The 13,453-nt window shown below is 32.0% G+C and carries 13 protein-coding genes; 5 read left to right on the top strand and 8 right to left on the bottom strand.

The annotated features are described in order from the left end of the window. Positions 1 to 2 precede the first annotated feature (2 nt). The 5 genes from mnhD1 to kapB all read right to left on the bottom strand — a co-directional run bounded on the left by mnhD1 (position 3) and on the right by kapB (position 5,173). Positions 3 to 1,499 carry a Na+/H+ antiporter Mnh1 subunit D gene (mnhD1, locus tag GVY01_RS02370; RefSeq protein ID WP_017637435.1) on the bottom strand — a complete coding sequence of 499 codons (1,497 nt, stop codon included), beginning with the start codon at positions 1,497 to 1,499 and terminating at the stop codon, positions 3 to 5. Continuing rightward, the gene (gene mnhC1, locus GVY01_RS02375) at positions 1,486 to 1,833 is read right to left on the bottom strand and encodes a Na+/H+ antiporter Mnh1 subunit C (protein WP_017637434.1); all 348 of its coding nucleotides are present in this window, start codon (positions 1,831 to 1,833) and stop codon (positions 1,486 to 1,488) included. The genes mnhD1 and mnhC1 overlap by 14 nt, the downstream gene beginning before the upstream one ends. Next, positions 1,833 to 2,261 (bottom strand): Na+/H+ antiporter Mnh1 subunit B, encoded by a 429-nt coding sequence (mnhB1, locus tag GVY01_RS02380; RefSeq protein ID WP_017637433.1) that lies wholly within the window; start codon positions 2,259 to 2,261, stop codon positions 1,833 to 1,835. The genes mnhC1 and mnhB1 overlap by 1 nt, the downstream gene beginning before the upstream one ends. Continuing rightward, entirely contained in the window at positions 2,242 to 4,665 is a 2,424-nt protein-coding gene (locus GVY01_RS02385; protein ID WP_159333626.1) for a Na+/H+ antiporter subunit A, read from the bottom strand. Before GVY01_RS02385 ends, mnhB1 begins: the two co-directional genes overlap by 20 nt. 127 nt (positions 4,666 to 4,792) lie before the next feature. Continuing rightward, the gene (gene kapB / locus GVY01_RS02390) at positions 4,793 to 5,173 is read right to left on the bottom strand and encodes a sporulation phosphorelay system protein KapB (protein WP_017637431.1); all 381 of its coding nucleotides are present in this window, start codon (positions 5,171 to 5,173) and stop codon (positions 4,793 to 4,795) included. Positions 5,174 to 5,238: 65 nt separating this feature from the next. Here kapB and GVY01_RS02395 point away from each other — a divergent pair, with 65 nt between their 5' ends. The 5 genes from GVY01_RS02395 to GVY01_RS02415 all read left to right on the top strand — a co-directional run bounded on the left by GVY01_RS02395 (position 5,239) and on the right by GVY01_RS02415 (position 10,824). Beyond that, positions 5,239 to 5,832, top strand: coding sequence for a peptidylprolyl isomerase (locus tag GVY01_RS02395; RefSeq protein ID WP_017637430.1), 594 nt, complete (start codon positions 5,239 to 5,241; stop codon positions 5,830 to 5,832). 313 nt (positions 5,833 to 6,145) lie between these two features. Continuing rightward, positions 6,146 to 6,526, top strand: coding sequence for a S1 domain-containing post-transcriptional regulator Ygs (gene ygs / locus GVY01_RS02400; RefSeq protein WP_017637429.1), 381 nt, complete (start codon positions 6,146 to 6,148; stop codon positions 6,524 to 6,526). Between the two features lie 235 nt (positions 6,527 to 6,761). Beyond that, positions 6,762 to 7,889, top strand: a complete 1,128-nt coding sequence (locus GVY01_RS02405; protein WP_017637428.1) for an NADH-dependent flavin oxidoreductase — start codon at positions 6,762 to 6,764, stop codon at positions 7,887 to 7,889. A gap of 390 nt (positions 7,890 to 8,279) precedes the next feature. Beyond that, positions 8,280 to 9,470 carry an ornithine--oxo-acid transaminase gene (locus GVY01_RS02410; RefSeq protein WP_017637427.1) on the top strand — a complete coding sequence of 397 codons (1,191 nt, stop codon included), beginning with the start codon at positions 8,280 to 8,282 and terminating at the stop codon, positions 9,468 to 9,470. 109 nt (positions 9,471 to 9,579) lie between these two features. Continuing rightward, a complete protein-coding gene (locus GVY01_RS02415) occupies positions 9,580 to 10,824 on the top strand; it encodes a Glu/Leu/Phe/Val family dehydrogenase (RefSeq protein WP_017637426.1) in 1,245 nt (414 codons plus the stop codon). Between the two features lie 75 nt (positions 10,825 to 10,899). On the opposite strand, the gene GVY01_RS02420 is transcribed toward GVY01_RS02415, so the two are convergent. From GVY01_RS02420 to GVY01_RS02430, 3 genes are all read right to left on the bottom strand, one after another. Beyond that, positions 10,900 to 11,193: a TfoX/Sxy family protein gene (locus GVY01_RS02420; RefSeq protein WP_017637425.1), complete on the bottom strand. Its 294-nt coding sequence runs from the start codon at positions 11,191 to 11,193 to the stop codon at positions 10,900 to 10,902. Between the two features lie 62 nt (positions 11,194 to 11,255). Next, the gene (locus tag GVY01_RS02425; protein WP_427704023.1) at positions 11,256 to 12,158 is read right to left on the bottom strand and encodes a glycerophosphodiester phosphodiesterase; all 903 of its coding nucleotides are present in this window, start codon (positions 12,156 to 12,158) and stop codon (positions 11,256 to 11,258) included. Positions 12,159 to 12,539: 381 nt separating this feature from the next. Further along, positions 12,540 to 13,448 carry a glycerophosphodiester phosphodiesterase gene (locus tag GVY01_RS02430; RefSeq protein WP_017637422.1) on the bottom strand — a complete coding sequence of 303 codons (909 nt, stop codon included), beginning with the start codon at positions 13,446 to 13,448 and terminating at the stop codon, positions 12,540 to 12,542. Positions 13,449 to 13,453: the final 5 nt, after the last annotated feature.

Genomic DNA, 13,453 nt, shown 5'->3' on the forward strand with positions numbered 1-13,453 from the left:
CATTATTTACCTCCCAATACACTATTAATATATACGCTTGGATCATAGAATGTTTCTGCGCCATCTTTAATAATTGGGTATAGGACATCCGCTGATAATCCAAATAATACAGTAATGGCAACAGCAATCACTGAAACAGTAATTAAACCATAACTATTTACTTTAGTTGATATATCATATCCTTTAGGTGTTCCGAAGAATCCTTTTAAGAAGATTCTTATAACAGAATATAAAACCACTAAACTAGAGATTAATACTATGATACCTGTTAAATAAAATCCTTTTTCAAATGTAGCTTTTACGATATACAATTTACCGTAAAAACCACTAAGTGGCGGTATACCTGCCAAACTTAACGAAGCTATAAAGAATGTCCACCCAAGAACAGGATATCGTTTAATTAGTCCACCAAATTGACGTAAATCCGTAGTTTTTGTAATTTTATACATGACACCTATTAAGAAGAAAAGGGATGTTTTAACTAACATATCATGAATAGTGTAGTAAATAGCACCAATCATGCCCGTTTCATTCATCATAGCAACACCGACTAAAATAACGCCTACTGCAATCATGATATTATATAAAATGATTTTTTTCGTATCATAGTAGGATACTGCGCCAACACAACCAAAAATAATTGTTAATAACGCTAAGAATAATATGACATAGTTAGAAAAACCTACTGAACTATTAAAGAATAAACTTAATGTTCTGGCAATGGCATATACGCCTACTTTTGTAAGTAAAGCACCAAAGAATGCCATAATAGCAAACGGTGGTGCATAGTAAGCACCAGGTAACCATACATACATTGGGAAGACGCCAGCTTTAGTAGCAAAGACGAAAATGAATAGTATAAATACAATATTTACTAAACCACTTTCATGTGCTGATAATTCATTCAAACGTTGACTGATGTGTGCCAAGTTTAAAGTTCCGACAACGGAATATAAAATAGCGACACCCATAACAAAGAATGATGAAGAAACAACATTAACTAATACATATTTAATCGTTTCTTGTAGTTGTATTTTTGTAGTGCCAATAACTAAAAGGCAATATGAAGACATTAAGAATACTTCAAAAAATACAAATAAGTTAAATATATCTCCTGTTGTAAAGGCACCAATAATACCTATAAGCATGAACATTACAGAGAAATAATAATAGAATCTTTCTCGGTCAACACCAATCGAATTATAAGAATATAGAATGATGAGTGCAGTAATAATAATACTTGTAATGATTAGTAATGCACTAAAAGTATCTAATACAAATACAATACTGTAAGGTGCTTTCCATGAGCCTAATTCCAATTTAATAGGTCCATTTTTAAATACATTATACAAATTAATAATAGATATAACTAAAGTAATCATTGTACCTGCTAAAGCGACATAACGTTTTATATATGTTCGTTTTCCAATAAAGACGAGTAATATTGCCGTTAGAATAGGTACAACTAAAGTAAGGGCTAGCATATTACTCTCTGACATCTTCTGGAACTCCTTTCATACTTTCCACGTTATCAGTACCTAACTCTTTGTATGTTCTAAAGGCTAGTACTAAAAAGAAAGCCGTAGTAGCAAATGCGATAACGATAGCTGTTAATATAAGTGCTTGAGGGATTGGATCAACATAGCTATGAATTCCTTTTTCGTGGATAGGTGATGCGCCATGTTTTAATCCACCCATAGTAATTAGAAATAAATTTGCTGCGTGTGTTAGTAGCGTAGTTCCCATAATGATTCGTATCAAACTTTTAGATAAAACGAGATAGACGCTGATTGCTGTAAGTATGCCACTAACAAATATCATAATAATCTCCACTATTCGTTCTCTCCAATCGATAAAATAATAGTCATTACAGTTCCTACGACTGCACATAAAACACCAAAGTCAAAGAATACAGCGGTTGTCATATGCATTGGTTGTAACAATGGAAGCGGAATATCAAAAGTAACATGTGTGAAAAAGTTATTAGACATAAACCAACTAGCCATTGGTGTACCAACACAAAATAATAACCCAATACCTATAAGTATTTTAAAATCTATAGGGAAAATTTTTCGCATCGTTTTAATATCAAATGCGATAGTAATGATAACTAAGGCACTAGAAAATAATAAACCACCGACAAAGCCGCCACCAGGAGTATAATGACCTGCAAGGAATAAAGAAAAACCAAACATCATAATCATGAAGAAAATAATGACAGCTGTATATTGAAACATTAAATCATTTTTCTGTCTGTTCATGACGTTTCACCTCACTCGTTTCTGTATGACGTTGATGCTTTTTGCGCAGTTTAATCATTGTATAAATGCCTAATCCTGCAATACCTAATACTGATGATTCAAATAACGTATCCATACCACGGAAATCGACTAATATGACATTGACCATATTCTTACCAGAAGCAAGATCATAGACATGGTCTTGATAGTAATGAGTAATAGATTCAAAGTGTCGGTTACCATATGCAATTAATCCTAAAATAATCACGACAAGTCCAATTCCTGCTGAGATTAATGCATTTGTTACTTTAAATGAACGTGTTTCGTTGTAACGGTTAAGATTAGGTAAGAAATAAAAACATAGTAAAAATAATGCAGTAGAAATTGATTCTACGACAAATTGTGTAAGGGCTAAGTCAGGTGCTTTAAAGAATATGAATAGCACAGATACTGAATAACCCACTGCACTTAACATAATAATGCTAAACAAACGAGATTTAGCAAATATAATTAAAAATGCTGCTATAACAAGTAAAGCGATAATTCCAACTTCAAAAATTCTAATATGACTAACATTTTTGAAATTAATAGTAAATGGCACGCTAAGTAATACAACAGTTGTTAATAATATTAATAAGCCAAAGATAATGACCAGATTATTTCTAGCAGAGCCAGTCACATAACTATTAGTCATATTTTTAGAATAAGTTGGGATATATTTTCCTAAACCGTCGTACCAATAATTAAAAGTAATTTGTTTAGGTTGTGCCTGTAATAATTTAATCCAATAAGCAAACGTTAAAATTAATAAAATTCCTACGATATAAATACAAATTGTAGTGATAAATGCTGGAGTTATACCATGGAATAAATGGAACTCAGCACTCACTTGAGAAGTTTGACTCATTGAAGCTGTTGCTGGTTCTATGATTGATTGTGTTAAAATTCCTGGGAATAAACCAAATACAATAACTAATATTGCTAATATAGCAGGCGAAATAAGCATTAATATCGATGCTTCATGAGCTTTATGAGGTAATTGATTTGGTTTATATTGTCCAAAGAATATATGCATAATAAATTTAATTGAATATACAAAAGTAAAGATACTACCAACAATAGCTAATATTGGAAAGATAATACCTATTGTATTTAAACTCATGGTATTTGCATGCGTTAATTCAATAACGGATTCAATGAATTTTTCTTTTGATAAAAAGCCATTGAATGGGGGTATGCCAGCCATACTTAAAGAAGTAATCACTGTAATTGTGAATGAAATTGGCATAATCGTTAATAAACCGCCTAATTTTCTAACATCACGAGTACCCGTACTATGGTCGACTGCACCAGTTATCATAAACAATGCACCTTTAAACGTCGCATGGTTAATTAAGTGAAATGCAGCTGCTGTGAAAGCCGCGATATATAATTGACTATCCTGACCTTCAAAGTGATAGCTAACAGCACCAATACCTAGCATAGACATAATCATTCCCAGTTGTGACACAGTAGAAAATGCTAAAATCCCTTTGAGATCTTGCTGTTTCGTAGCGTTTAATGATGCCCAAAACAAGGTAATTAATCCAACTAGAGTAACTGTCCAAACCCATCCTTGTGACACTGCGAAAATAGGAGTCATTCTAGCTATTAAATATAAACCAGCTTTTACCATCGTTGCAGAATGTAAATAAGCACTTACAGGTGTAGGTGCTTCCATTGCATCTGGTAACCATATGTAAAAGGGAACTTGTGCTGATTTAGTAAACGCACCAATTAGTACAAAAATCATTGCTAAGATAAAGAAAGGACTACTTTGTATATCAGCTACATGCTGAATAATATAACGAATACTTAGCGAATCTGCAGAAATAGAAAGTAAAATAATACCGCCTAGTAAACTTAGTCCTCCAAAAACAGTAATGATTAAAGACTTTTGAGCGCCATAAATGGAAGCTTGCTTGTCTCTCCAAAATGAAATAAGTAAAAAACTTGAAAACGAAGTTAACTCCCAGAATAAATATAAAACGATAAGGTTATCTGAAAGTACAACGCCTAACATTGCACCCATGAAAAGTAATAAATAACAGTAAAAATTCCCTAATTGTTCTGATTGGCTTAAATAACCAATGGAGTATAAGACAACTAAACTGCCGACACCTGTTATCAGTAAACTAAATAATAATCCTAATCCATCTACATAAAGGTTAAAATTCATACCGACATGTGGCATCCACTTAAAAATTTTCATTACGGTATTACCTGACATAGTAGTCGTAATAAAAGTTAAGAAATATATAAATAAGACGACGGGGACAGGTAACACGAACCAACCTATGTGAATTCTTTTAAAGAATCTATATAAGATTGGGATAATGAGTGCAAATATTAACGGTAATAGTACCGCAATATGTAACAAACTCACTAAATTGTCCTCCTTTAAAAATGTTTATGATATTTATTATACATGAATCATATCATTCTGAAAAACGTGATACTGCTTGAAATCACTGTATTTCAATCGCTTTTAAATATGAAGAAACACGTCATTTTTAATAAAATTTTTGTTTGTATTGAATTGAATAATCATGTTTAAGTTGCTCTAAATTTTGCAATGAACGTTTCGCGTGGGCATCATTCTTTTCTTTAAGTTGTTCTTCTAAATTGGAAATGGCTTGTTGTAATGATTCCTCATATGACATTTTTTCAACATTAAAGTCACGTAATTGTGAACGCTTAGCATATCTCTTTTCAAAGTGACTTAATGCTCTACGTTCATGAAAGAATACACCTTCTGATTCATTTGGTGAATGTAAATCACCCTGTTTAGGATGTTTGATCACTTGTTCGACTTGAACTAAGACTTGATCATCATCTTCCTCTTTTATGGAAACGCCATAACTTCCAGTCTTGTGAGAAAATCGATATAACATTCTATATTACTTCCTTTCAAATATGTTAATATATACATATATCATAACATGAATGGAGAATTTTAATGACGAACTATCCTCAGTTAAATAAAGAGATTCAAGAAGATGAAATTAAAATTGTAATGCATACTAATAAAGGTGATATGACATTTAAGTTATTCCCTAACATTGCACCTAAAACAGTTGAAAACTTTGTTACACATGCTAAAAATGGTTACTACAATGGTGTGACTTTCCACCGTGTCATCAATGACTTTATGGTACAAGGCGGTGACCCAACAGCAACTGGTATGGGTGGAGAAAGTATTTATGGCGGTGCATTCGAAGACGAGTTTTCATTAGAAGCATTTAACCTTTATGGTGCTTTATCAATGGCAAATGCTGGTCCAAATACAAATGGATCACAATTTTTCATTGTTCAAATGAAAGAAGTTCCTCAAAATATGTTAAGTCAACTAGCTGATGGTGGTTGGCCAGAACCTATCGTTAAAGCATATGGTGAAAATGGTGGAACACCATGGTTGGACCAAAAACATACAGTATTCGGACAAATTATTGAAGGGGAATCTACGTTAGAAGATATTGCTAACACTAAAGTAGGTCCACAAGATAAACCAGTTCACGATGTAGTTATTGAATCTATAGACGTTGAAGAATAAAAATTAATACGAGATACTTCTTATTGTTTTTTTGAAAAAGTCAAAAAGTATCGCGTGAGAATTAAATATAAATTAAAAATCACGATAGTAGGTTGATTACCTGTTATCGTGATTTTTTAATAGTTATTCTTAGGAGTTAAACGATATTAAAAATTCTGAGGGATAATTTGTTTTACTATGTGAAAAGCTATTGATTTATATTTTGTTATATTTATTGCAAAATAATTCAAAAAATTCAACGTTATAGTTAGTCCCTTAATTTGTTTTATGCTATGATAATAGTGTTAAGAAAACGAAATAAGGGGTTATCAAGTTGAATAATCACTATAAAGAAGGTCAACATATTAAGGTACGTGTGACTGGTATTCAACCGTATGGCGCATTTGTTGAGGCCCCTGACCATACTGAAGGACTTATCCATATTTCAGAAATCATGGATGATTATGTCCATAACTTGAAGAAATTTCTATCTGAGGGACAAGTAGTAAAAGCAAAGATTTTATCTATTGATAATGAAGGCAAACTTAACTTGTCACTTAAAGATAACGATTACTTTAAAAATTATGAACGTAAGAAAGAAAAACAGTCGGTGCTAGATGAGATAAAAGAAACAGAAAAGTATGGGTTTCAAACACTTGAAGAACGCTTACCGGTCTGGATCAAACGGTCTAAACGTACTATACGTCAAGATTAAATTGACGTAATTTAAATTCTTTATATTTCAAAAGTATAGAGAACTTATAGAAACGATAATTTCCAATAAATATTGGAAGTTATCGTTTTTATTTTATATTTGATAAATAGTACAACTTAAAAATCATAGTATGAATAAACTGAAAAGTTTTGTGTATGACTGTAAGCAAAAAAATAGAGCGTACATATATTTCGTGATATAGTCGCATGTATTATTAAATGTGGAGGTTAAATATATGAACAGTAAATATAATCGATTGTTTGAGAGTGTAACATTACGTAATGGTGTAGAACTAAAAAATCGTTTTGTTTTAGCGCCATTAACACATGTTTCTTCAAACGATGATGGAACCATTTCTGATGTTGAATTACCTTATATTGAAAAACGTTCTAAAGATGTAGGACTTGCAATTAATGCAGCTAGTAATGTAAATGATGTGGGTAAAGCATTCCCTGGACAACCTTCAGTAGCACATGACTCTGATATTGAAGGACTAAAACAATTAGCACAAGCAATGAAAAAGAATGGTGCAAAAGCATTAGTTCAAATACATCATGGTGGTGCACAAGCTTTGCCTAATTTAACACCTAATGGTGATGTCGTTGCACCAAGCCCAATCTCATTAAAAAGTTTTGGACAACAAGAAGAACATGACGCGAGAGAAATGAGCGCTGAGGAAATTGAACAAACTATTAAGGATTTCGGTGAAGCAACAAGACGTGTTATTGAAGCAGGATTTGATGGTGTGGAAATACATGGTGCTAACCACTATTTAATTCATCAATTCGTTTCTCCTTACTATAATAGAAGAAACGATGTTTGGGCAGAAAACTTAAAATTCCCTAATGCTGTTATTGATGAAGTTTTAAAAGCTAAAAAAGAACATGCTTCAGATGACTTTATCGTAGGTTATCGCTTATCACCAGAAGAAGCAGAATCTCCTGGTATTACAATGGATATCACAGAAGAATTAATTAATTCAATTACTAAAAAAGATATTGATTATATACATGTATCTCTTATGGACGTTTATTCTAAAACACGTGAAGGTCAATACGAAGGACAAAATAGACTTAAATTAATTCATAAATGGATTAATGGACGTATGCCTTTAATAGGAATAGGTTCAGTATTTACAGCAGATGATGCTTTAAATGCTATTGAAGATGTAGGTGTAGAATTAGTTGCACTAGGTCGTGAGATACTTCTAGATTATAACTTTGTAAGTAAAATTGAAGAAGGTCGAGAATCTGAAATTATTAATAACTTTGATCCTGAACGTGAAGATAATCATGAATTACCACCAAATTTATGGGAACAATTTAATAAAGGCTTTTATCCATTACCAAGAAAAGATAAATAATATTTAAATGACTAGGATGATATCAAAAACCAATTGATATCATCCTAGTTTTTTATATAGAAACAAAAAGAAAATTATCATAATTTTTCAGATGAAAAATATACTAATAATACTGATATCACAATGTTTTTAAAACTTAAAATTATATATAATGATGAATTTTTAAACTTTTACTTGTACAACATAGTAGGCTTGTGTCATTATATTTGTAAGGGATTTCAAAGCTAAAAGTTGATCCTATTTTCTTGAGCATTTTAATAGAAAATCTCAACTAATCTTTATAATTAGAAAATTTTGAAATATATTTGTATAAACAGTTTGAGAGCCGGTAAAAATCAGTTATGATATTGGTAATTAGCTTTAATATTTATTAAACAAAGGGGAGATATTATGACTAAGTCAGAAGAAATCATTGAATTAACAAATCATTATGGAGCTCACAACTATGTGCCACTGCCGATTGTAATTTCAGAAGCGGAAGGTGTATGGGTGACAGATCCTGAAGGTAATAAATACATGGACATGTTATCTGCTTATTCAGCAGTAAACCAAGGTCATAGACATCCTAAAATTATTCAAGCACTTAAAGACCAAGCTGAAAAGGTCACTTTAGTATCACGTGCTTTTCACAGTGATAATTTAGGCGAATGGTATAAGAAAATTTGTGAATTATCAGGTAAAGAAAAGGCATTACCAATGAACACAGGTGCTGAAGCTGTTGAAACAGCATTAAAAGCAGCACGTCGTTGGGCTTACGATGTAAAAGGTATCGAACCAAACCAAGCTGAAATTATTGCATTTAATGGTAATTTCCATGGTCGTACAATGGCTCCAGTATCATTATCATCTGAAGCAGAATATCAAAGAGGATATGGTCCATTACTTGATGGTTTCCGCAAAGTTGATTTTGGTGATGTTGAAAAATTAAAAGCAGCTATTACTGACAATACTGCAGCTATTTTAGTTGAACCAATTCAAGGTGAAGCTGGTATTAATGTTCCTCCAGAAGGTTATTTAAAAGCTATAAGAGAACTTTGTGATGAACACAATATTTTATTTATTGCCGACGAAATTCAAGCTGGCTTAGGTCGTTCTGGTAAACTATTTGCTACTGATTGGGATAATGTTAAACCAGATGTTTATATTTTAGGGAAAGCATTAGGCGGCGGTGTATTACCAATCTCTGTTGTATTAGCTGACAAAGAAGTGTTAGATGTATTTACACCAGGTTCTCACGGATCAACATTCGGTGGTAATCCATTAGCATGTGCTGTGTCATTAGCAGCTTTAGATGTCATTGTAGATGAAGACTTACCTGGTCGTTCATTAGAACTAGGTGAATACTTTAAATCAGAATTACAAAAAATTGAACATCCATCTATTAAAGAAGTACGCGGACGTGGATTATTTATCGGAATCGAGTTAACTGAAAATGCAAGACCATACTGTGAATCATTGAAAGAATTAGGTTTATTATGTAAAGAAACACATGAAACAGTTATTCGATTTGCACCACCACTTGTGATTACTAAAGAAGAATTAGACATTGCTATTGAAAAAATTAAACAAGTATTTCAATAAGTTCAAAAAGTTGTAACAATCATTTTGTAACCCCTTTAAAAAGGATAAAGTTGTGTTACAATAATGAATGAAAGCGAAATCATTAGTTAAAAAAGAGGCGAAAAGGATCATGACTGAGAATAATAATTTAGTGACTTCTACTCAAGGAATTATTAAAGAAGCTTTGCATAAATTAGGTTTTGATGAGGGTATGTACGACCTTATCAAAGAACCACTAAGAATGTTACAAGTACGTATACCAGTTCGTATGGACGATGGAACTGTTCAAACATTTACTGGATATCGTGCACAACACAATGATGCTGTAGGTCCAACTAAAGGGGGCGTACGTTTCCACCCAGATGTTGATGAAGAAGAAGTTAAAGCTTTATCAATGTGGATGACATTAAAATGCGGTATTGTTAATTTACCATACGGCGGTGGTAAAGGCGGAATCGTTTGTGACCCTCGTCAAATGAGTATTCACGAAGTAGAACGCTTATCACGCGGCTATGTTAGAGCTATCTCACAATTTGTAGGGCCGAACAAAGATATTCCAGCACCAGACGTATTTACAAACTCACAAATTATGGCTTGGATGATGGATGAATATAGTGCGTTAGATAAATTCAATTCACCTGGATTTATCACTGGTAAACCAATTGTATTAGGTGGCTCTGAAGGTCGTGACCGCTCAACTGCATTAGGCGTAGTTATAGCTATCGAACAAGCAGCTAAACGTAAAGGTATGGATATTAAAGATGCTAAAGTTGTTATCCAAGGTTTTGGTAATGCTGGTAGTTTCTTAGCAAAATTCTTATATGATTTAGGTGCTAAAGTAGTAGGTATTTCAGATGCTTATGGCGCGCTACATGACCCTAATGGTTTAGATATAGATTATCTATTAGATAGAAGAGATAGTTTCGGTACTGTTACTAATCTATTTGAAGAAACAATCTCAAATAAAGAATTATTTGAATTAGATTGCGATATTTTAGTTCCAGCTGCAATTTCAAACCAAATTACTGAAGATAATGCTAATGACATTAAACCAAGTATCGTAGTTGAAGCAGCAAATGGTCCAACTACTCCAGAAGCAACACGTATTTTAACTGAACGTGGTGTATTATTAGTACCAGACGTGTTAGCAAGTGCTGGTGGTGTAACAGTTTCTTACTTCGAATGGGTTCAAAATAATCAAGGTTATTACTGGACAGAAGAAGAAGTTAATGAAAAATTACGTGAAAAATTAATCACAGCATTTGATACTATTTATGAATTATCACAAAATAGAAAAATTGATATGCGTTTAGCAGCCTATATCGTTGGTATTAAACGTACTGCTGAAGCTGCACGTTACCGTGGTTGGGCATAAACACAAATTGTTATAATTTTAAATTAAATTAAAACATTCACTCAAAGACAATTGAGTGAATGTTTTTTTGATTAATTATGTTAAATCCTTTTTAATTTGGGATAAAACTTTTAAAATCATATCGCTATCTTCCGTAAAAGGATAATGTATCATTTTTTTGGCATTAGGATAAGGCTCTACTAATTCATAATTAGGTAATGTACTTAGTGAAGAATTTGTAGCTTTAACTAGTAAACGATTGTCATACAAACCGCCAACGACTGCCTTATCATAATATATAATATGTTCTCCCATCATTTTACGAGTAGTAATATGATCGTCTTTTAAATGATCCAAAAATTGATTTAATGTTTCTTCGCTTGTTGCCATTTTTTCACTGCCTTTTTAATATATGAATATTATTAATATATACCCTATATTCTTCATATATTTCATTCGTGACTTATATTTTTATATTTATCAGCATAGTTGGTAAACACACCATCAACACCATAATCATTTAGACGTTGCATATCTGTTTCGTTATTAACAGTAAATGGATGAATGAGGAAACCTAAATCTTTTAAATGTTTTGTATTGTTTTCGTTTAAATCTGTATATTCTGGTCCTACACCAATAGCATATGATTTGATTCGTTTTAAGTCTGATTCAGTTTGAGATGTTAGTTCTCCTTTATCTAATAAACGAATTAATGGGATATTAGGACTTAATTGTTTCATTTTTTGTAAACTCGGTTCAGAAAATGATTGAACTATGACGTGACCATTTTTAAGGGATTGATTTGTCAGCATACCATGTTTATTTAATGATTGAATTAATTGATTTTCCATACCTGGATAGACATCTGGTGATTTTGTTTCTATATAATAATTAGCATTTTTACCATAGCGACTTAAAATTTCATCTAAAGTAGGAACTTTAGCATTTTTATACTCTGATTTAGCTAAATTAGGGTGTTGTTTATTGAACCAACTACCAGCATCAAGTTTCTTTAATTCGTCTAAAGTATAATCTTCAACACGACCATGTCCATTTGTAGTACGATCAACAGTTTCATCATGCATAGCTACAAGATGCCCATCTTTCGTTCTTTGTAAATCAATTTCTATGTATGAAGCACCTAATTCTCTATGACTTTTATCATATGAATTGAATGTATGTTCGGGTGCATATCCGCTTGCACCTCTATGCGCAATTGTAGTATGTGCTTCTCCGGTTAGGTTTTTTTGCCAATTTGTTGATTGATTTTGATTTGAAGAGGACTGTGTGGATTGCTGATCATATTGACCATTATTAGTTTGTCCATTACCGCTTGCATATACAGGATTAGCCATACCTAATAAAGATACAGTTGCAACACTTGCGAAAACCCATTTGTTTATTTTCATCGTAATAACATCCTTTCAATAAGTGTGTTATCACTATCATGACAATATTTCCAAATACTAGAAATAGAATTTACTGAATAATTAATTAACTCTAAAAAAATTAATACATTCTTCAAAATATCATTAAAGTTTAACTGTAATTTTACATAAAAACAGCCTGGGACATAAATCAATGTCTCAGGCTACAATTATATATAGGCAGTAGTTGACTGAATTGAAAATGCACTTGTATCAAGCTTTTTTCAACTCTAGTCAACCTTGCCGGGGTGGGACAACGAAATAAATTTTGAGAAAATATTATTTCTGTCCCGCTCCCTTTGTAATAAATTAATGTGATACCTTTTTGTATTTATCTGGATAATTGGTGAAAACACCGTCAATACCATAGCCATTTAATCTTTTCATATCTGCAGTTTCATTAACAGTAAATGGGTGGATAAGAAATCCTAAATCTTTGATGTGAGAAGTATTAAAACGAGTTAAGTCACTGAATTCAGGACTAATTACAGTTGCATAACTTTTAATATGTTTAAGATCTTTATCTGTTAAATGTTGTAGCTGATGCTTTTTGATTAATCTAACTAGGGGAACATTTTGATTAGACTTGTGTATTTTTGTCAAACTTTCTTCAGAAAATGATTGAATCATAACGTGACCGTTTTTTAAAGATGTCTTGGATAATAAACCATGCTGTTTAAGTGTTTGTAATAGTTGAGATTCCATTCCAGGATAAACATCAGGAGATTTTGTTTCGATGTAATAATTTGCTTTGTTACCATAGCGAGTAAGTATCTCATTTAAAGTAGGGACTTTGGCATTTATATATTCTGATTTAGCTAATTTAGGATTTGCTTTATTAAACCAACTTCCAGCATCTAATTGCTTTATTTGAGATAAGTTTAAATTTTTTACTTTACCATACCCATTGGTTGTACGATCTACTGAGTCATCATGCATAGCTATAAGTTGTCCATCTTTCGTTCTTTGTAAATCAATTTCGATATATGAAGCACCAATTTCTTTATGGCTTTTATCGTAAGAATTAAAAGTATGTTCAGGTGCATAACCACTTGCACCTCTATGAGCGATAGTTACAAATTTTTCGTTTGTAGGGTTGGATAACCAATGTTTTTTAGAACTTTTTGCATCAATTGTTGGTTGAAACTTTGAATAAATAAATACACAAATTGTAGATACTAAAATAAATAATAAGACAGCTTTTAGAAATTTATACATAATAT

This window comes from Staphylococcus sp. 8AQ (genome assembly GCF_902506595.1).
GTDB classification, from domain to species: domain Bacteria; phylum Bacillota; class Bacilli; order Staphylococcales; family Staphylococcaceae; genus Staphylococcus; species Staphylococcus pasteuri.

What these genes read in the sequence shown, in the direction of transcription:
- mnhB1 (WP_017637433.1), bottom strand. Translation starts at nt 2,261, where the DNA reads ATGAACAGACAGAAAAATGATTTAATGTTTCAATATACAGCTGTCATT.
- GVY01_RS02415 (WP_017637426.1), top strand. Translation starts at nt 9,580, where the DNA reads ATGACTGAGAATAATAATTTAGTGACTTCTACTCAAGGAATTATTAAA.
- GVY01_RS02425 (WP_427704023.1), bottom strand. Translation starts at nt 12,158, where the DNA reads ATGGCTAATCCTGTATATGCAAGCGGTAATGGACAAACTAATAATGGT.
- mnhD1 (WP_017637435.1), bottom strand. Translation starts at nt 1,499, where the DNA reads ATGTCAGAGAGTAATATGCTAGCCCTTACTTTAGTTGTACCTATTCTA.
- kapB (WP_017637431.1), bottom strand. Translation starts at nt 5,173, where the DNA reads ATGTTATATCGATTTTCTCACAAGACTGGAAGTTATGGCGTTTCCATA.
- GVY01_RS02410 (WP_017637427.1), top strand. Translation starts at nt 8,280, where the DNA reads ATGACTAAGTCAGAAGAAATCATTGAATTAACAAATCATTATGGAGCT.
- GVY01_RS02395 (WP_017637430.1), top strand. Translation starts at nt 5,239, where the DNA reads ATGACGAACTATCCTCAGTTAAATAAAGAGATTCAAGAAGATGAAATT.
- GVY01_RS02405 (WP_017637428.1), top strand. Translation starts at nt 6,762, where the DNA reads ATGAACAGTAAATATAATCGATTGTTTGAGAGTGTAACATTACGTAAT.
- GVY01_RS02420 (WP_017637425.1), bottom strand. Translation starts at nt 11,193, where the DNA reads ATGGCAACAAGCGAAGAAACATTAAATCAATTTTTGGATCATTTAAAA.
- GVY01_RS02430 (WP_017637422.1), bottom strand. Translation starts at nt 13,448, where the DNA reads ATGTATAAATTTCTAAAAGCTGTCTTATTATTTATTTTAGTATCTACA.